The organism is Moraxella sp. CTOTU48841 (genome assembly GCF_032061225.1).
GTDB classification, from domain to species: Bacteria; Pseudomonadota; Gammaproteobacteria; order Pseudomonadales; family Moraxellaceae; genus Faucicola; species Faucicola cinerea.
Map to the genome: position 1 here is coordinate 23,254 of NZ_DAMBFQ010000004.1, position 19,139 is coordinate 42,392.

Below are 19,139 nucleotides of genomic sequence, written 5' to 3' on the forward strand. Positions count from 1 at the left end.
TAACAAAATCTAAAACTTTCCTTGTGAAATTAGAGTAATTCACTCTGAAACATTTTGCAATATTTTTATGCCATAAAAAAACCACCAGTTACAAATCTGATGGTTTTTTGAATGATTGATAGGTTTTAATTGCTAAAATCTAGTTAGCTTTGAGATTAAGACGGGCTTGATGTAACAATGGCTCAGTATATCCGCTGGGTTGTACGGTACCTTTGAAGATAAGATCACGCGCCGCATTGTATGCCCAAGTGTTATAGTCATTTGCCATTGGGATATAGGCTGGATCGTCTTTACTTTGCTCATCGACCATTTTTGCCATACGTTTGAGTACGTCATCCACTTGTTGTGGCGTCACAACCTCATGCGCTAGCCAGTTAGCAACGTGCTGGCTAGAAATACGCAAGGTAGCGCGGTCTTCCATCAAGGCAACGTCATCAATATCCAGTACCTTAGAACAGCCAACGCCTTGGTCAACCCAGCGCGCTACATATCCTAAGATACCTTGAATGTTGTTTTCAAGCTCGGCAGTTTTTTGCTCCTCTGTCCAGTTGGTATCCGTAGCAAGTGGCACGGTCAAAATGTCATCTAGCTTGGCAGGCTCGCGGTCTTTGATATTATCTAACACGTCCATGACGTTGGTTTCATGGTAGTGCATGGCGTGAAGCGTTGCGCCTGTTGGTGATGGTACCCATGCACAAGTCGCGCCTGATTTTGGATGATTGGACTTGGTGGCAACCATTTCTTTCATGTTGTCAGGTTTTGCCCACATACCTTTACCGATTTGCGCTTTACCAGGTAAGCCCAATTTGACGCCCATGTCTACGTTCCAACGCTCATAAGCATTGAGCCAATCAGTATTTTTCATGTCGTTTTTACGGACAAATGGACCCGCTTTCATACTGGTGTGCATCTCGTCACCGGTACGATCCATAAAGCCTGTGTTAATAAAGATAACGCGGTTTTTAGCAACCCGGATACATTCTTTTAAGTTAACGGTAGTACGGCGCTCTTCATCCATGATACCGACTTTTAAGGTATTCTCGGGTAGGTTTAACGCTTTTTCTACCGCTGAGAATAAATCTACCGTAAATTGCACTTCTTCTGGACCGTGCATTTTTGGTTTTACGATATACATCGAACCTGTGCGTGAATTGCTTAAGCTATTTTTACCCAAGATATCTGGCAGGCTACACAGTGGTGTGATTAGCGCATCCATGATACCTTCATAAATTTCTTCTTGTTTGCCTTCAAAATCGACTAAAATCGCGGGGTTGGTCATCAAGTGACCGACGTTTCGAATCAGCATTACTGAACGGCCGTGCAAGGTGATTTTTCCACCATCTGGCGCGGTGTATTCACGGTCGGGGTTCATGGCGCGCGTGGTTTGTTTGCCATTTTTTTCAAAGGTGTCTTTCAGGTCGCCTTTCATCAAGCCAAACCAGTTGCGATATACTTCTACTTTCTCTTCGGCGTCAACGGCAGCGACTGAGTCTTCACAGTCTTGAATGGTGGTAACCGCGGCTTCCATCAATACATCTTTGATGCCTGCAGGGTCATCTTTACCCACATGGCTTGATGGGTCGATTTGGATTTCGGCATGTAGGCCGTTGTTTTTCAGTAAAATACCTGTTGGATTTGCCGCATCGCCTAAGAAACCCGCGAATTTTTCTGGCTGGGCTAATGAGGTGGTTTTATCGCCTTGGAGTATCACTAATTTACCGTCTTCAACTTTAAAACCGGTAACGTCAGCATATTTACCCTCAGCTAAGGCAAAATTGGCATCCAAGAAGTTTTTGGCGTATTTTACGACTTCGCCACCACGAACAGGGTTGTAGCCTTTGCCTTTTTCTGCGCCATTGGTCTCATCGATAACATCAGTACCGTATAGCGCATCATACAAGCTGCCCCAACGCGCATTTGCGGCGTTTAGCGCATAACGGGCATTACGTACGGGTACCACCAACTGTGGGCCTGCGATATGGGCGATTTCGTCATCCACGTTTTGGGTTTCAACCAAAAAGTCATCGCCTTCTGGCACGATATAGTTGATGTCTTTTAAAAATTGGGTATAAGCGGCTTTGTCGATTTGACCGTTGCTAGCGGGGTTTTTGTCATGCCAGTCATCGATTTGGGTTTGAATCTCGTCACGTTTTGCCAACAATGCTTTATTACGGGGTTGGAATGTTTGGACAATTTTTTCAAATTCTTGCCAATATTTTTCGTTATCGATGCCCACGACTGGCGTAACTTCATTGGCAATGAAATTATAAAGCTGTGTATCAATCGCTAGACTACCCTTTTGAACGCGTTCTGACATGGCATTTTTCCTTATGTTTTGACCTAAAATAGCAAAAAATTCACATTTGATTATACGAACATCATTTATAAAAATAAAGAAATAAAAACTATTTATTTTTTAAATAATCGTTATATATAAATTTTTGTGCTAAGGGTTTTATCGTTGATTTTTGGTAAAATATCACTTCATTAACGTGTCAATAAGTGAGTAATCCCTTGTCAAATTCCGCTCTTATCAATACCCCAGTACAAACGGACGGCAGTTTTGATGAATCAGCCGTCATCGACTTGGATAACGATAACTCTGTCTATCAGCCAAAGCCCATTGATATCAGCCCAGTGTTGGCGTTTTTGGGTTGTACGACGTCGGATAAATGGCTAAAAGCCGCAATGGCAGATTTGCCGACTATCATCCAAGATCATGCCAATTGTGAAAAAAAAGCCGCAGGCACCGCGATGAATTTGATTTTTCGCTATATGTCGCATACCGAGCTACAATTAAAGCTTGCTCAGCTGATTCGAGAAGAAATGCTCCATTATGAGCAAGTGATGGGATTGATGGCAGAGCGTGGACAAGCATGGCAACATATTGCTGCAGGTCGCTACGCTGCAGGTATGCTCAAACATAAACGCACTTATGAGCCGCAAGCGATGATAGACACGTTAATTATTGGTGCTTTCATCGAAGCCCGATCGTGTGAACGTTTTTGGGCACTGTCACAAGTGATTGAGGATGAGCGTTTGGCAAAATATTATCGCTATTTGCTAAAATCAGAAAGTCGTCATTTTGAAGATTATCTGGCATTGGCACAAAGTATCAGTGACGAGCCGATTGATGCGCGGGTGGCGTTTTTTCGTCAAGTAGAAACGCAGCTCATCAATGAACCAGATGATGAATTACGCTTTCATAGTGGCGTACCTAGTTGGATTGCGTGAGGTTTTTGTAGACTGTAACGATAAAAAAAAGCTAACCATCAAATGAGGTGAATGGTTAGCTATTACAATTTAATCCTTAAACTGACTCACTGCCATTTACTGTCACTCACTACCAACGCTTGGAATAGAGCCATCAGGATTTATAGTGCGTTTTTGGGCATTTTCTGGGGTACTATAAAGATTGCGCTCATTAATGGTGTCGCTTTTTAGCTGTTCATTACCAACCGCGTCCCCGCCAATGGTATGTTCATTGACATTATCATCGAACGCTTGTCCCGGTTGGTCACGACGGTCGACAAACTCGGCAGACTTATCGCCTAAATTAACGTGTTTGGTTTGTGCTTCTGGTGAATTCATGGTCATTCCTTTTTCGGTATCAACCCAATAAAATGCTCAAACTTAACTTAATGATATCGAAAATTAGTGATCTCGGTCGATATCTACACTACCATCTGATAACGTATGAAGTGAGTTTTCTGCATTGAGATTGGCTTGCGCAGTTTGCTGTAATTTCTGCGCCTCTTCCTCGGAAATACGCGCCACATTTTCATCCGATAATTCGCCATTCGCCACGTCTTCTGCGGATTGGACTTTTACCGCCGCTTGTGGGGTATTATCAAAAATATCGGGCGTTTCCATTGAGGGTGACATGCCTGTGGTCAATCCATCACCCGATTGGTGGGTGACACTGTCTTCTACTACAACGGCTTGTGGGGTCACAGTGACACCTGTTTTTGGGTCTACAATCTCTACGTTATTTTGATTTTGCATTTTTTATTCCTTTAATTAATTGTTATCGCTCAATGAGTTATTATTTTTATAGGTTGAGCTGTATAAATTAGTTATTCAAAATTTAATGATTAAAAGCTTAGTATTTAAAAGTTTAACAATTAAAATTTTAGTGGTTATCAGTACGCAATGACTCGTCAATAAAAGGGGTATTTTCACTTTTGTCTAAGTCTTGTGGCTCACCTTTTACGCTATTTTGTTTATCCAAGTTTTCTGATAATTGACTAGGATCCACATTTTCTGTCGCTTTTTGAATCTCGGTTTGGTTGCTTGGTTGGTTTTGTGCTTGATTCTGTGACATGGTAATTTTCCTTATGTTTTCTATTAGTATCAATTTAAGTCAAAGATTTCTAAATATAACGCGATTAAATTTATGTAAAAAATAGCCAATTCAATCGCTTTCATACTTTTGCTTTTATAAGTTCGATAGTAGCAAATAAAGCCAGTTCGTGATAAGTGTTCGCGTAACAAGCTGTTATCACTATGTGATAAGTGTTTAGCTGTGTGAAATTTTGGCAGATTTATTACTATTCGGTAAATTTTGAACTTTGAGTGTAAGTCAGCGCAGCGCTCAACAAAAAAACCGCCATCTTCTGTAGATAGCGGTACAATTAACTCAAAACTCTTGATTAGGAAAATTAGCTTTTTCTGGTGATTTTGGTCAATAAATAATCTTGTGCCGAAAACGCTGCTTCACCTTCACCAGGGGTAATCGCTCGCCATGTGCCTTTGGCATCAAGCTCCCATGCATTGACATTGTCTTTGAGGTAATTGTGTAAATCTTCCATAATGCGTTTGAAGACGACGGGGTCTTCAATGGGGAAAGCCACTTCAACGCGGCTAAATAAATTGCGATCCATCCAGTCTGCACTGGCGCAATATAAACGGTGGGTGCGTTTGCCATTAGCATTGGGATTTTGATGCCCATTGGCAAAATAATAAACGCGAGTATGCTCCAAAAACCGCCCAACGATAGAGCGCACGGTGATATTGTCGGATATGCCGGGTAATTGCGGACGAATACAACACATCGAACGAATAATCAGATTGATTTTAACGCCTGCTTGCGATGCTTCATATAGCTTGTCAATCAGTAGTTTTTCGGTCATTGCGTTGACCTTGATGATGATATGCGCCTCTTTGCCTGCTTTGGCATGAGCAATTTCGTTGTCAATAAAGCCCATGAGTCTGTCATGTAAGGTGAAGGGGGCATGCAGTAGTTTTTGCACTTTGGCTGGTTTGCCCATGCCCGTGAGTTCGTTAAAGATTTTATGCACATCTTCGGTGATTGCTTCATTGGCAGTAAATAGACCATAGTCGGTATAAGCTTTGGCATTGCCCGCATGGTAGTTGCCTGTACCCAAATGCACATAGCGGCGAATTTTATCTTCCTCACGGCGCACAATCATCATCAGCTTGGCGTGGGTCTTGTAGCCGACGATGCCATACACCACCACTGCCCCAGCCTGCTGCAGAAAGTTTGCTACTTCAATGTTGGATTTTTCATCAAAGCGCGCACGCAGCTCAATCACGGCAGTGACTTCTTTGCCTTTACGCGCAGCTTCGGCCAGCGCTTGGACAATTTCAGAATTTGTCCCCGAGCGATAAAGAGTCTGTTTGATGGCTAATACATGCGGGTCATTGGCGGCTTGGCGCAAAATATTGACCACAGGTGAAAACGAATGAAACGGATGATGCACCAATACATCTTGCTTACGAATGGCATGGAATACATTTTCATTTTTATCCAAGCTATCACGGCGAAACGCTTTGGGAATGGCATGATTAAACGACTGATAACGCAAATTTGGGATTTTAAAATCAAACAACAAACGCGTCAGATTGACAGGACCATTGACACGGTATAGTTGCTCTTGGCTTAAACCAAACTCATCAAGTAGATAATCCACCATCGGCTGTGGGCAATAGGTGGTCACTTCTAAGCGCACTTTGGCACCAAATCGACGGTTCTCTAACTCACCTTCCAACGCTTTCGCCAAGTCTTCGACATCATCGGATAAATCTAAATCGGCGTTACGCGTCAAACGAAATTGGTGGCAGCCTGTGACCGTCATGCCAGGGAATAAGTCTTCGATATGCCCGTGAATCACTGCGGTGAGCATGATGTGATGTTCTTTACCACCTGTCAGTTCATTGGGTAAGCGAATAACCCGCGGTAAGCTTCGGGGTGCAGGGACAATCGCCATGTTAATATCCCGACCAAAGCCATCTTTCCCCTCTAAGCCCACCATAAAATTCAAGCTTTTATTCACCAATCTAGGAAAAGGATGGGCAGGGTCAATACTAATTGGCGTCAGCACGGGCGCGACTTGTTCGGCAAAGTATTTTTTTACCCAGGCGGCTTGCTCTTGGGTCAATTCATCACGTTTTAGGTAGCGAATGTCTTGCTCCGCCAGCGCAGGCAGAATTTCATCATTTAAAATACGGTATTGCTTATCCACGGCATGATGGGCGATTTCAGAGATATATGACAAAACCTTACTGGGACGCATACCATCGATACTGCTCACCACATCGCCCATTTGTACTTTTTGCATCAAGCCTGCGACACGGATTTCAAAGAATTCATCTAAATTGGATGAAAAAATGATCAAGAAAAACAGTCGTTCAAGCAGTGGATGGCGGGGATTGGTGGCTTGGGCGAGTACCCGCTGATGAAACTGTAACAGTGACAATTCACGATTAAAATACAGCTCATTATCGTTTTGTTGGTATTCAAACACGTTTGGGTAGCAAATGCTGTTAAATCCTAGTATCGGATTGATTTCTGATACATGCTCTTCGCTGGGTTGGTCTTGTTTGGCAGTGTTTGGCATAGCACAGTCCTTCTATAAAAAATCATTTTTAACAGTGTAATGTTTTAACCGCTTAGCGATAGATGCGTTTTTTGACTACTCAGTGTCAGGCAAATCTGCCGCACCCATGCGCCGTAGAATGATTTGGGTTTTGTTAAGCAGACGGCGGTCGTTACGGTTGTCTTCAAAATATTTGGGATTAGGTAGCATAGCAATCAAAGATGCGGCTTGTCGCTTGGTCAAATGCGCTGCCGACTTATGGTAGTAGTGCTGAGCGGCTGCTTCAATACCGTAGACGCCTTTGCCAAACTCTGCGACATTGAGATAAGCAAGCAAAATCCGCTCTTTGGTCCACAGGTTTTCAATCATCAAGGTAATTAACGCTTCTTCGCCTTTGCGAAAATACGAGCGATTGGGGTATAAAAATAAATTCTTGGCAAGCTGTTGGCTAATGGTTGAGCCGCCCGCGCTGATAGCCCCCGCTTTTTCATTTTTCTTAATCGCATTCTCAATGCCTTGCACATCAAAGCCAGCATGATTGACAAAGTTGGCATCTTCGCTGGCAATCGCCGCCCGTTTTACATTCACCGAAATTTGATTATCATCCACCCACGTCTGACTGACAGGGGCAAAATTGCCCAAGCGATACAGTATCATGAACATGCTGTTGTTGATAGGCTGGGTTTTCCAGACAACCAATAAGGCTGCAACTATTACATGAAACGCAACAAAACAGGCAATGACTATGAGCAAAATACGCTTGACCCAGCCGCCAAACCCGATACCACGGTTGGTGGGTGGTAAAGCTGTGTTGACACCTTTGGGCTTTATCGACATTTTGGTAGCGGGTTTCTTGGTAGCGGGTTTGGTCACGGTGTATTCCTAGCGGCGGGGGCAAAAGCAGCAATGGCTTAAGCTAAAAATATAACGTATTATGGCATTTTTGGCTATATGCTAAGGCAGAATATGTCCGACTTCGACGCGCAAAACATCACAAATCCGCACGATCACATTATGGCTGACCCAACTACTTGGCGATTATATGGCACAGTCGGGTGTCATCTGTGTGAAATCGCTGAAAGCTTATTGCTGCAAGCACAAGCCGTTGCCGATATACGCTGGCAGTCGATTGATATTGCCGAGTTACCAGAACAAGAGATGCTGGAATTTGCTAATAAAATACCTGTGCTAGTCACCGCTACCAAGACCTTATATTATCCTTTTTCCATCATGGATATTATGGCGTTGACGTAAAAAGCTGAAAAGCCAATATAGATTATTGGCATAATATTAAAAATTTAATTCATTATGTCTTGGCAAATTTTTTTATCATCAGCGCCATGCCCCTAGCTGCGGATTTTCTTGGGCAGTGACGTGCGCTCAGGTCAAGATGCGCTCAAAGCCATTAATTTCCCGCGATTCAAAACACGGTTTCTTTCCCACCTGCTTCATCGTCAAAGAAATGGTAAGGTTATGAGTAGTAGTTTAACAATTAGTAGTTTAACGCTTAGGGGATACCTGCGTCCTCTACCTTCTTTTGGCTCAGGATAAAAAATAATTCGCTGCCCTGTCTGGGCTTAATTGAATTATAGCAAGGCGCCAGTTTATCAATGGTGAAAAACTGCTGAAATAATGTTTCATATTCTTGCTTGTCGCCACCAAACGGTGGACTGCTTTCAAAATGCTTATCTAGCAACAAGCCCACCAATTTACCCGTGGGTTTGAGGAGCTTTTGCATTTGCTTGGCATAATCGCTGCGTCTACTAGGGTCAATCGCGCAAAAAAACGTCTGCTCAATAATATAATCAAACTGATACTGCGCAGGGTCTAAGCCAAAAAAATCCGCTTGTAGCAGGTGCGCTTTGGGAAAACTGGGATAGCGCTTGGCAAAATTATCCAAAGGCAGCCTAGCAAAATCCACCACATAAACATGGCTAAAACCTTGTTCGTGAAGATAGCCTGCTTCGTAGGCGTTGCCCGCCCCGGGGATTAAAATCTGTGCTGATTTACTGACGCCGTTGTCGAGTAAATGCTCGATATAGGCTTGCAGGGGTGGCGAAACTTTACCGATATCCCACCCAGTATAGCCACCGTCATAGCGTTTTTGCCAAAATTCGGCGTCGTTGACCGAGTGTTCAGTTAGTGTGTTGTTATCTTCCATGATTGCTGCTCCTGATAGTTTTTTAGGCTTTTCGAATGGTTAAAATTTGCTCGCTACGACCAAACGCGCCGTGTGCGTCATGCAGCACGCTACTGGTCAGACCCACGCCATCGCCCCCAAATTGTTGCACGGTCTCAAGTCCCAGCCAACGCCCAACAGGCATACGGTGCAGATGGATTTGCAAATCTAAATTGGGGAAAAACCATTCAATGGTATTGGGTTGGTGAATACGCGGTACCACGCCATTGGCGGTATCGACCATACCCATCAAATGCACAAAGTCAGATGTGGGCTTTGCTTGACCGTTTTCTTCGACCATGTCGATATCGGTATTGATCCACACGATGCCATCGCCTTGGCGGTTGTCGGGGTCAGCTTTGAGATAAATACTGTCAATATAGCCACCGCCCCAATGCTTCATACCGTCCCAGTTCGGGTAGCTTTCTGGATGACCGATTCGCTCATCTTCCAGCCCAGCAATCTCTGATGTATCGCTGGTTTGCACACGCCACGCGCGGGCAACGATACAGGTTTTGCCATTGGCTGCCATGGTGGTTTCGACCAGTTCGATAGTGCGACCCGGGCGGATGATGTGGGTGGTCACGCTAACATCGCCAAAATGAATCAGCCCAAAAATATCTAGACTGATGCGCCCGATACGCATATCACTGCGCGGTTTGAATTTTTCAAGCTCGTAAGCCAACAGTCCTGTCGCTGCCGCCATGTGTTGTTCGTTGTCATTCCATGCGCCTTGGCAGTGGATATTGCAGCGGTAGTTTGATGTAGTGATATCATCGGTCATCGTGCGGTCAAGCAGTGTGTAATAGGTATTGCCCATAAAGTTCCCTTTTGTGCCTAGAAATTGGTTATGCATACAAATTGGTTGTGACTAAAAATTGGTAAACCGCCTAAAATTGCTAAAAAATTGTAGCACATTGGCTATCGGCTATTGGTGGAATTTTTGCAAAGTTCCCACCATGGCAATCCGCCAAACTTCGCACTTGCTTAGCATACACCCGATTGGCATCTGCCAAAATCTATCCACCTTCTGCCAATCGATGAGTTTGAAATGCTTAACGATTAGCCGTAAAAAGCCAGTATAATACGCGGATAATATAAAATTTTTCCCTATATTTTGACACCATATTTTAACAACATAAAGATAAGTAATCCTATGACTGCAACTGCCCTACTTGATACCGATCACATTAATACCGACAAGCCGCCGTTTATCTTGGTGGACGGCTCGTATTATATGTTCCGCAATTTTCACGCCTTGCCTGTCACCATGCAAACCACCCAAGGCTTGCACACCAATTCCATCCGCGGCACGCTCAACGCCCTCAAAAAACTGATGGAAAAATACCGCCCGACGCACATGGCGGTGGCATTCGATACCAAAGCGCCCACCTTTCGCCACAAGCTTTCCCCCATTTATAAAGGCGACCGCCCAGAAATGCCCGCCGAACTTGCCGAGCAAATCCCTTACATTCACAAGATGATACAAGCGATGGGCATACCGATCCTTGCGATTGAAGGTGTAGAAGCTGACGACATCATCGGTACACTCGCCCACCGTGCTTGCCTAGAAGGTCATCATGTCATCATCTCCACAGGTGACAAAGATATGTGCCAACTGGTCAATCCCTGCGTCATCGTGGAAAATAGCTTTGATGACAAACGCTATGACATCGCGGGGGTCAAAGAAAAATTTGGCGTCGAGCCTCGTCAAATCATCGACTATCTTACCCTCATGGGCGACGCATCAGATGGTATCAAAGGTGTCGCAGGCATCGGCGCAAAAACCGCACAAAAACTGCTTGAGCAATACGACAGCATTGACAATATCCTTGCCAATGTCGACCAGTTAAAAGGCAAGCAACAACAAACCTTTTTGCAAAGCACCGACAGCATCGCGCTGGATAAACGCTTGGCGACCATTATCACCGACCTTGATATCGTGCCTGACTGGGAGACTTTGCGACTACCGACTGACCCAAGTTTTAACATAGCAGAAAAACGCGCAATTTTTACCGAACTGGAATTTAAAAGTGAAATAGCGTCGCTCAATCATCCGTTTCACCCATCAAATAACGGCAATTTTAAAGCCGCTGAGCCTGCTCAAAATGCTGTGGTGGAAGCGATTAAGACTAGCCAAGATAGCAAGAATACTGCCAACAAGCAGTGGCACACTGTCACTACCCAAGCCGATTTTGATACGTTAATCCAACGCCTTGGCGCATCAAAGCATTTTGTCATTGATACCGAAACCACCGATGTGAATTGGCAACATGCCGAGCTGGTCGGCTTGTCGTTTGCGCTGCAAGCGCATGAAGCTTATTATGTACCTGTTGCCCACGTTGATGAGATGGGCAATCGGATTGAACAACTTGCCCGTGAGGATGTTTTAGCGCAGTTAAAACCGATTTTGCAAAATCCACAAATCGGCAAAATCGGTCAGCACTTAAAATACGACGCGCATATTTTGGCAAATTATGATATCGACTTAATCAACGAGCCGAGCAACTGGGCAATGGACACCATGCTTGCCAGCTATGTGATTAATGCCGTTGCTACCCGCCATGGCATGGACGACTTGGCGCGCCACTATCTACACACCCAAACCATCACCTTTGAAGATGTGGCAGGCAAAGGCGCCAAGCAAATCACCTTTGACAAAGTCCCTTTAACCGTGGCAAGTGACTACGCCTGCGAAGACGCCGATATCACCTATCAGCTATTTGAACTGTTTAGCGAAAAACTCAACGCCGAACCGAACAACGCCAACCTGCTCCATGAACTAGAAATCCCCGTTGCCCAAATCCTGTGCCAAATGGAGCATGATGGAATTTTGCTTAATAAAGCGTTTTTAGGGGAATTGTCCGCGCGCTTTGATGAAAAAATCCAAGCACTTGAAACAGTCGCCTTTGCGCAAGCGGGCGAAACCTTTAACCTTGCCAGTCCAAAGCAGTTGGGTGAAGTGCTATTTGACCGTTTAGGCATTACAGGCGGTAAAAAAACCAAAACCGGGCAATACTCCACCAGTGAAGCGGTGCTTGCCACCATCGACCATCCGCTCATTGAAACCGTGCTTGAGCATCGCAGTCTGTCCAAGCTTAAAAGCACCTACACCGACGCGTTGGCAAATGTGGCAGACAGCAATGACCGTGTGCATACCAGTTATCATCAAGCGTTGACGACCACAGGACGGTTGTCATCGACTGAGCCGAATTTGCAAAATATCCCGATTCGCACCGATACTGGGCGGTTGATTCGTGGCGCGTTTATTGCCCCTAAAGGTCGCAAGGTGCTATCGGCAGACTATTCGCAAATCGAGCTTCGGCTGATGGCACACTTTGCCAATGACCCTGTGCTAATCCGCGCGTTTCAGGAAGGGCATGACATTCACCGCGCCACCGCCGCTGAGATTTTGGGCAAGGCGTTTGATGATGTAACGAGTGAAGAACGCCGCCAAGCCAAAGCGGTCAACTTTGGGCTACTCTACGGCATGAGTGAATTTGGGCTTGCCAAGCAGTTGGGCTTTACTCGCCAGCAAGCACAAGACTATATCAAACTATACTTCGCCCGCTACCCTACGGTACGTGCCTATATGCAAGCCACCCGCACGGCTGCTCAAAACCAAGGCTATATCACCACGATTTTGGGGCGTAAGCTATTTACCCCCGATATGCAGCACCCCAACCGCGGCGTGCGCCAAGCGGCAGAACGCGCGGCGATTAATGCGCCACTACAAGGCAGTGCTGCCGATATCATCAAACTTGCCATGATTGCGGTGAATGAGGTATTGCCCCGAGACCATGCCAAAATGCTACTACAGGTGCATGATGAGCTGGTGTTTGAAGCCGATGAAGACAAAGTCGATGAAATCGCTAAACTTATAAAGAACGCCATGCAAGATGTGTTGTCAAAAACCGCTAAGGAAAAAGGCTGGGATGTGGATTTTGCGGTGCCGCTCGTCGTTGAAGTAGGCATTGGCGATAATTGGGATGAAGCTCATTGATTTTTAAAAGGTAAAAGAAAACCCACAGATTTTGCGGGTTTTTTAATTTTGATGATGTCGTTTTAGGTAGTTATTAACCTTTTTATCAAATGAGAAAATTTGATGTTGATAAAGTATGTCATACGCGATTAATAAACAATCCATAAAATCCATCTTGGTTTCTTTAAATACCTTTAATGCCTTGATTGATAAGGCTTTATCATCGCTTTCGATAATGTCATCGATAAATAGCGATTGGATTTCATTCGCTACGATTAAACGGTCTATACCATAGACATTTTGTAAAACGTGAATGGCTTCATAAACGACTGAGTTTAGACAGGTAACCCTATTATCAGCGATTATTTGGTTAGCCTTTTTGCTGAGTTCGGCATGGTCTTGCAAGATGAATCTAAGCAAAATATTTGTATCAATGAGTACCATATTTCGCCTTTAGTGCCATTGTGACAGCTTGGTCTTCAAGTGGGATTAGGTCTGGATTAGCGTATTGGGCAAGTCCGCCCGCACGAGCGAGTTTTTTGGCTCGGATTTGTTCAGGGGTTGGCTCGGTTGTCGTTGGTTCTTTGTCGGCGTTGGCGGATAGTTGGGCGACAAACCGTTGAAAGGCTTGGGCAGGTTGTATGCCAAGCTGTTGGCAGGCTTGAATGAGTCGAGTTGCGTCATTGCCTGTGATTTCAAAATGTAAGGATTGGTTTATCATTTTTCTTGACCTCTTATTTTAAACAACATTTTTTATATTTTTTGCCACTTCCACATGGACAAACGTCATTTCTACCTATCTTTTTACCTATATCAGCTACTTGCTCGAAACGAAATTGACGAAGCTCTTTAACTTCATTTTCAAGTCTTTCATTATAATCATTATTAAACTTTAATTGATTGAAATCGACTAAACCATCTACCCCTATAACCACTACATACCAATGATTTATTTTTCTTTCATAAGCATAAATTTCACACATCTCTTTAACATTTCTTATCTCAGATAATTTCTGTTGAATAAAATAAATGCCTATGTTTTCATCTGAGATAGGTATATGGAAATCACTTCTTCTATACTCTTTCATCAATTTAATTTGCTGATGAATAAAATCCTGAGTATTACCATCAAAGTTTAAAAGTATTTTACCAAGCCTTGTAGCTCCGCTTTTATTGAGATTTTCTATATCTTTAACCAAATACTTGATATTTTTCATTTTTCCATATAATGAAGGTTTTTTAATCTCCTTAAATATACTTCCTTCTTTCCAATAATAATATAAGTCAACATCATGAGCATAACTATGGTCAATAGTTAACATGAAGTTAGATTTTGGAAACTCGATATCATCAAAATATAAACCCCTTTCTAAAAAATATCCAAATACGTCTAACTCATCAGCCATTTTAACTTGTGGAAAATTGTTATATTTAATTCGTCTATTAACATATAATAAAAACTCGCTTGGTGAATCTAAAATTTCACATATTACTCGCAAGTCATTTAAATAAACTGACCAAATCCACTCATCTTCCTGTAGAAAACCAAAACTTTTTAAAGAGCTCAAATCAGTAGATAATCGATTTAATGGCTCTAAAGTAGTATTTATCAAATATATGTTATTAAAATCTTTTTTTTCTAACTTAAGAACAACTTTTCCATTTTTATCTTTGAATTCGGAAACATTATTTTCTAGGATAAATTTTTTTGCTCTTGTAGCTTGTTGGTAAGCTTTCTCCACGATATTTTTAGTATCCGTCTTAATTTTTTCAATATTACCTTTTTTCGCTCCGATAGTGAATTTATTGCTCTTAGATTCAACAATAAATATATTATCATCAAATATAACAATTCCATCCACTTCAAAATTAACTCCATACTTTAAATTTTTAAAAATCTTAGAATTAGGTAAAACGCTTTCTAATAGCTCTAAGGATTTTTCTTCAAGATATTCACCTTTCTTTGCAAAATAAAGTTTTTGGTGTTTATTAGCTGGTATCGTATTAAGTAAAATGTTTTCTAATAAGTTTTGTAACTTATAATAGATTACTGGAGAATTATAACAATGATATTCCTCTCCAAGCTTTATAAATGGTTTGTCATAAATCTGCGTATCATTATTAAGAAAATAAGCAATTTTTCCTTGTTTAAAATCAGTATTTTCGCCTAATCTAATCGATAAGGTTTCCAAAATTTCATTAGGTAATTTATTTTTAACTATATTGAACAAGGAACTTCCGAATTCGACCTCTGTTTCTTCATAAATCCTTTCTAATTCTTTAACTGTGGAATTTCTCATTTCGGAATCTTTATAGTTTCTGAAAAAATCCATTTTTTCTTCATTTGGCAAAGAATCCATAGTTGAAACAAATTCTTTATGAGCTTTTTTTACTTCAAGATAGTAGTTTTTTTGGATTTCTAATCTTTTCAAAGGTATCTCGGCAACTTCTATAAAAATATCTATTAATTGATTTGCCGTTAAGCTAAATTTTGATTTTAAAACATCATCATATTGTGTAAATAATTCTCTACACATTTGAACTTTATGAATACTGTAAGAATCTCCTCTAACAACCATATGATGTAAAGTCTGTACAAATTTAACCTCACTCAACTCTCCTTTATGTTCACTAGTAAACATAAGATAGAACATAGATTGCATGAGTATCTTTTCTAGAATTTCTTGGGCTTCTTCAAATTTTTCATACGCAAATTCATTTTTCCCAAAATCAACATCAGAAAATGATGTCATTAGGCTTAAAATATAATCTAACTTAACAAGTTTTAAATCATCCTTATGATTGTTACTTGTAAAAAATTCTGCTGTTGACAATGAGTATTTTGTGGCAAATGCTTCTAAAATTTGGCTTGGTGCAAAATTTAATAATATATCCAGTAAGTTCTTTATTAGCTTCTGAAGCCCATTCTCAAATTCACCAATATTTTCTTTTATCCTTTCAATAATTTTCTCTTGGTAGTCAGCTTGGGATTGTTGAGACACCTTGCCTTGCTTTTTTGATTGCTTTGAAATTTTTTCAATACTTTCTTTGAGTTCATCTTTTTGCTGTGGTATTTTTACGAACATGAAAAACTCCAAATATTGAATACTCTATCATTTAGCTACCATAAGAATAAAAATCCTATCTTTTGATAGGATTTCTGTTATCTAATCAATTGTTAAATCGCCTTTAACTGCTCAATTTGCTTATGCATTTCCGCCAGTTGCGTATCCATCTCAGCAAGTTTCGCTTTCTCGCTTTCCACCACATTGGCAGGGGCTTTGCTCACAAATGATTCATTCGCAAGCTTACTACGCAGATTTTCCGCTTGTTTGGTAAGTTTTTCTTGCGCTTTGGCAAGGCGATTAAGCTCCGCCGTTGGGTCAATCAAGCCTTTCATCGGCACTAGCACTTTTAACTGACCGACCATACTCGATGACGACAACGGTAACTCTTTATCAGAACCGTCACCCGCATTCACAATAGTCAGCGTATCGACTTTGGCAAGCGATTTAAACTGATTTTCAATACGGCTTAGGCGCGCGGTTTCCTCATCGCTGATGTTGTCAAGTAGCACAGGCAGACGCACCGCATTGCCAAGCTTCATCTCACCGCGGATGTTACGAATCGCCCCAATCAGCGCTTGTAGCCACGTCATGTCATGCTCGGTCTGTAGGCTGATTAGGCTATCATCCGCTGTTGGGAAGGCAGCAGTCATGATACTGTCAGTCGCTTTTTTATCGATGATAGGGGCAATGGTCTGCCAAATGCTCTCGGTGATATACGGCATAATCGGATGGCTAAAGCGCATGGCGACTTCAAGGCAGTTGAGCAGCACATAGCGGATTTGGGCTTTACGCTCGGCACTCACCGATTCATCGTTTAAGCTCGATTTGGCAAGCTCGACATACCAGTCGCAGTATTCATTCCAGATAAACTCATAAATATCTTGGCTCACCAAGTCAAAACGGTACTGGCTCATGTGCTCATGGATGGCTTTCACCGTGGAATTTAGACGGCTCATAATCCACTGCTCTGGCAATTCCCAAAGTGCAGTATTGGCGGTTTTGTCGATGTTTAGCGCATTGCCTTCCTTATCGACACAGTTCATCAGCACAAAACGGGTGGCGTTCCAAATTTTATTACAAAAATTGCGGTTGCCTTCAATGCGCTTGAGGTCAAAATTGATATCACGTCCCGTACTGGCAAGCGAAGTAAAAGTAAAGCGCAGCGCGTCCGTGCCAAACGCAGGGATACCGTCGGCAAATTCTTTGCGCGTGGCTTTTTCGATTTTTTGCGCGTCTTTGGGGTTCATAAGACCTGTGGTGCGTTTGGCGACTAGGGTTTCTAAATCAATGCCGTCAATCAGGTCAATCGGGTCAAGTACGTTGCCTTTGGATTTGGACATTTTTTGCCCTTGTCCATCACGCACTAAGCCATGCACATACACTGTCTTAAACGGCACTTGCGGGTTGCCGTCTTTGTCTTTGATGAAGTACATGGTCATCATCATCATACGGGCAACCCAGAAGAAAATGATGTCAAAACCTGTGACCAATACGCTGGTTGGGTGGAAGGTTTTGAGTGCTTGGCTGTAGTCGTCAAAGTTTAGCTCACCTGTCCAATCAAGGGTGCTAAACGTCCACAATGCCGAGCTAAACCAAGTGTCTAGTACATCGCTATCTTGGCGCAGCGCTAGGCTATCAGAAAGGTGGTATTTTTGGCGGACTTCCGCTTCATCACGCCCGACATAGATATTGCCCTCGTCATCGTACCACGCAGGGATACGGTGCCCCCACCAAAGCTGACGGCTAATACACCAGTCTTGGATATCACGCATCCACGCCATATACATATTTTTGTACTGGGCAGGTACAAACTCGGTGCGCCCGTCTTCCACCGCCTCGATGGCAGGTTTTGCCAGTTTTTCGATGGATACATACCATTGGTCAGTGAGCCACGGCTCAACGATGGTATTACTGCGGTCGCCTTTGGGCACTTTTAAATCATGCGGTTTGATTTCTTCAAGCCAGCCTTCAGCCTCGCTTTGCTCAACCATTTTTTTACGCGCGGCAAACCGCTCAAGTCCTGCATACTCGCTAGGCGTGGTCTCAAGCTGTGGCTCTTTGGTTTGCAAATCAGTAAAAATCTGCATCTCTGGCAAGATATTCGCTGAATTATCAAAGATATTAATCATCGGCAAATTGTGGCGTTTGCCTGTTTCGTAGTCATTAAAGTCATGGGCAGGGGTGATTTTGACACAGCCTGTGCCAAATTCCATGTCCACCGCTTTGTCATCGCCCACAATCGGCACAATGCGACCGGTAATCGGTAGCGTCACGGTTTGCCCGATAAGATGCTGGTAGCGTGCGTCTTCTGGGTTCACGGCAACGGCAGTATCACCCAACAAAGTCTCTGGGCGGGTGGTGGCAACGACAAGGTAATTTTTACCGTCTTGGGTTTTGGCATTTTTATCGGTCAAATAATAGCGAAAGTGCCACAGTGAGCCTTTCTCATCATGGTTTTCTACCTCAAGGTCGGATAACGCAGTTTGTAGCTTAGTATCCCAGTTGACTAGACGTTTACCGCGATAAATCAGTCCATCTTCGTACAGACGCACGAACACTTCTTTGACGGCATTGGACAAGCCATCATCCATGGTAAAACGCTCACGGCTCCAGTCCACCGAGCTACCTAGACGGCGGATTTGGCGGGTGATGTTGCCACCACTCTCGGCTTTCCATTCCCAAATCTTTTCAAGGAATTTTTCACGACCTAAATCATGGCGTTTGATGCCTTGGGCGTTCAATTGACGCTCAACGACCATTTGCGTGGCAATCCCTGCGTGGTCGGTACCTGGTTGCCAGAGAGTATTTTCGCCCAGCATTCGGTGATAGCGGGTGAGCGTGTCCATGATGGCATTGTTAAAGCCATGCCCCATGTGCAGTGAGCCTGTGACATTCGGCGGTGGCAGCGCAATAGAAAACGATTGTTGTTTATCATAGCTTGGCTGAAAGTAGCCTTTGTCTTCCCACACTTGGTACATGCCGTTTTCGACGTCGCTTGGGTTGTAAGCGTTTTCTAAAGATGTTAAGGCTTGGGCGATTTGATGTTGCGTGCTCATAGATGGTCAACTTTT

15 protein-coding genes are annotated in these 19,139 nt (G+C 43.1%); 3 read left to right on the plus strand and 12 right to left on the minus strand.

The window, feature by feature from the left end; translation table 11 throughout:
• Positions 1-139 precede the first annotated feature (139 nt).
• A complete protein-coding gene (locus RT034_RS05735) occupies positions 140-2,317 on the minus strand; it encodes a malate synthase G (protein WP_313014853.1) in 2,178 nt (725 codons plus the stop codon).
• Positions 2,318-2,580: 263 nt separating this feature from the next.
• Here RT034_RS05735 and RT034_RS05740 point away from each other — a divergent pair, with 263 nt between their 5' ends.
• Positions 2,581-3,234 carry a MiaE family protein gene (locus tag RT034_RS05740; protein WP_313015295.1) on the plus strand — a complete coding sequence of 218 codons (654 nt, stop codon included), beginning with the start codon at positions 2,581-2,583 and terminating at the stop codon, positions 3,232-3,234.
• 102 nt (positions 3,235-3,336) lie between these two features.
• Here the strand turns inward: RT034_RS05740 and RT034_RS05745 are convergent, their stop codons facing one another.
• The 5 genes from RT034_RS05745 to mtgA all read right to left on the minus strand — a co-directional run bounded on the left by RT034_RS05745 (position 3,337) and on the right by mtgA (position 7,676).
• Positions 3,337-3,591, minus strand: a complete 255-nt coding sequence (locus RT034_RS05745; RefSeq protein ID WP_313014856.1) for a hypothetical protein — start codon at positions 3,589-3,591, stop codon at positions 3,337-3,339.
• 63 nt (positions 3,592-3,654) lie between these two features.
• Positions 3,655-4,005: a hypothetical protein gene (locus tag RT034_RS05750; protein WP_313014858.1), complete on the minus strand. Its 351-nt coding sequence runs from the start codon at positions 4,003-4,005 to the stop codon at positions 3,655-3,657.
• 127 nt (positions 4,006-4,132) lie between these two features.
• Positions 4,133-4,324 carry a hypothetical protein gene (locus RT034_RS05755; protein ID WP_313014860.1) on the minus strand — a complete coding sequence of 64 codons (192 nt, stop codon included), beginning with the start codon at positions 4,322-4,324 and terminating at the stop codon, positions 4,133-4,135.
• 337 nt (positions 4,325-4,661) lie between these two features.
• Positions 4,662-6,860, minus strand: coding sequence for a polyphosphate kinase 1 (ppk1, locus tag RT034_RS05760; protein WP_313014863.1), 2,199 nt, complete (start codon positions 6,858-6,860; stop codon positions 4,662-4,664).
• A 75-nt stretch (positions 6,861-6,935) separates the two neighbouring features.
• A complete protein-coding gene (mtgA, locus tag RT034_RS05765; RefSeq protein WP_203172526.1) occupies positions 6,936-7,676 on the minus strand; it encodes a monofunctional biosynthetic peptidoglycan transglycosylase in 741 nt (246 codons plus the stop codon).
• A gap of 129 nt (positions 7,677-7,805) precedes the next feature.
• Here mtgA and RT034_RS05770 point away from each other — a divergent pair, with 129 nt between their 5' ends.
• Positions 7,806-8,093, plus strand: coding sequence for a glutaredoxin family protein (locus tag RT034_RS05770; RefSeq protein ID WP_313014869.1), 288 nt, complete (start codon positions 7,806-7,808; stop codon positions 8,091-8,093).
• 253 nt (positions 8,094-8,346) lie between these two features.
• Here RT034_RS05770 and RT034_RS05775 read toward each other — a convergent pair whose 3' ends face one another.
• Both RT034_RS05775 and RT034_RS05780 read right to left on the minus strand, forming a co-directional pair.
• The gene (locus RT034_RS05775) at positions 8,347-9,000 is read right to left on the minus strand and encodes a methyltransferase domain-containing protein (protein WP_313014871.1); all 654 of its coding nucleotides are present in this window, start codon (positions 8,998-9,000) and stop codon (positions 8,347-8,349) included.
• Positions 9,001-9,022: 22 nt separating this feature from the next.
• Entirely contained in the window at positions 9,023-9,838 is an 816-nt protein-coding gene (locus tag RT034_RS05780; protein WP_313014873.1) for a thioesterase family protein, read from the minus strand.
• 336 nt (positions 9,839-10,174) lie between these two features.
• On the opposite strand from RT034_RS05780, the gene polA reads away from it, so the two are divergent.
• Positions 10,175-13,021, plus strand: coding sequence for a DNA polymerase I (gene polA, locus RT034_RS05785; protein WP_313014875.1), 2,847 nt, complete (start codon positions 10,175-10,177; stop codon positions 13,019-13,021).
• Positions 13,022-13,063: 42 nt separating this feature from the next.
• On the opposite strand, the gene RT034_RS05790 is transcribed toward polA, so the two are convergent.
• From RT034_RS05790 to RT034_RS05805, 4 genes are all read right to left on the minus strand, one after another.
• On the minus strand, positions 13,064-13,444 hold the full coding sequence (locus RT034_RS05790) for a PIN domain-containing protein (RefSeq protein WP_096488489.1): 381 nt from the start codon (positions 13,442-13,444) through the stop codon (positions 13,064-13,066).
• Positions 13,431-13,721 (minus strand): hypothetical protein, encoded by a 291-nt coding sequence (locus RT034_RS05795; RefSeq protein WP_096488488.1) that lies wholly within the window; start codon positions 13,719-13,721, stop codon positions 13,431-13,433. The genes RT034_RS05790 and RT034_RS05795 overlap by 14 nt, the downstream gene beginning before the upstream one ends.
• 13 nt (positions 13,722-13,734) lie before the next feature.
• Positions 13,735-16,086 (minus strand): SEC-C metal-binding domain-containing protein, encoded by a 2,352-nt coding sequence (locus RT034_RS05800; RefSeq protein WP_313014881.1) that lies wholly within the window; start codon positions 16,084-16,086, stop codon positions 13,735-13,737.
• 92 nt (positions 16,087-16,178) lie between these two features.
• Positions 16,179-19,124 (minus strand): valine--tRNA ligase, encoded by a 2,946-nt coding sequence (locus RT034_RS05805; RefSeq protein WP_313014883.1) that lies wholly within the window; start codon positions 19,122-19,124, stop codon positions 16,179-16,181.
• Positions 19,125-19,139: the final 15 nt, after the last annotated feature.

What these genes read in the sequence shown, in the direction of transcription:
- RT034_RS05735 (WP_313014853.1), bottom strand. Translation starts at nt 2,317, where the DNA reads ATGTCAGAACGCGTTCAAAAGGGTAGTCTAGCGATTGATACACAGCTT.
- RT034_RS05745 (WP_313014856.1), bottom strand. Translation starts at nt 3,591, where the DNA reads ATGAATTCACCAGAAGCACAAACCAAACACGTTAATTTAGGCGATAAG.
- RT034_RS05750 (WP_313014858.1), bottom strand. Translation starts at nt 4,005, where the DNA reads ATGCAAAATCAAAATAACGTAGAGATTGTAGACCCAAAAACAGGTGTC.
- RT034_RS05755 (WP_313014860.1), bottom strand. Translation starts at nt 4,324, where the DNA reads ATGTCACAGAATCAAGCACAAAACCAACCAAGCAACCAAACCGAGATT.
- ppk1 (WP_313014863.1), bottom strand. Translation starts at nt 6,860, where the DNA reads ATGCCAAACACTGCCAAACAAGACCAACCCAGCGAAGAGCATGTATCA.
- mtgA (WP_203172526.1), bottom strand. Translation starts at nt 7,676, where the DNA reads ATGTCGATAAAGCCCAAAGGTGTCAACACAGCTTTACCACCCACCAAC.
- RT034_RS05770 (WP_313014869.1), top strand. Translation starts at nt 7,806, where the DNA reads ATGTCCGACTTCGACGCGCAAAACATCACAAATCCGCACGATCACATT.
- RT034_RS05775 (WP_313014871.1), bottom strand. Translation starts at nt 9,000, where the DNA reads ATGGAAGATAACAACACACTAACTGAACACTCGGTCAACGACGCCGAA.
- RT034_RS05780 (WP_313014873.1), bottom strand. Translation starts at nt 9,838, where the DNA reads ATGGGCAATACCTATTACACACTGCTTGACCGCACGATGACCGATGAT.
- polA (WP_313014875.1), top strand. Translation starts at nt 10,175, where the DNA reads ATGACTGCAACTGCCCTACTTGATACCGATCACATTAATACCGACAAG.
- RT034_RS05790 (WP_096488489.1), bottom strand. Translation starts at nt 13,444, where the DNA reads ATGGTACTCATTGATACAAATATTTTGCTTAGATTCATCTTGCAAGAC.
- RT034_RS05795 (WP_096488488.1), bottom strand. Translation starts at nt 13,721, where the DNA reads ATGATAAACCAATCCTTACATTTTGAAATCACAGGCAATGACGCAACT.
- RT034_RS05800 (WP_313014881.1), bottom strand. Translation starts at nt 16,086, where the DNA reads ATGTTCGTAAAAATACCACAGCAAAAAGATGAACTCAAAGAAAGTATT.
- RT034_RS05805 (WP_313014883.1), bottom strand. Translation starts at nt 19,124, where the DNA reads ATGAGCACGCAACATCAAATCGCCCAAGCCTTAACATCTTTAGAAAAC.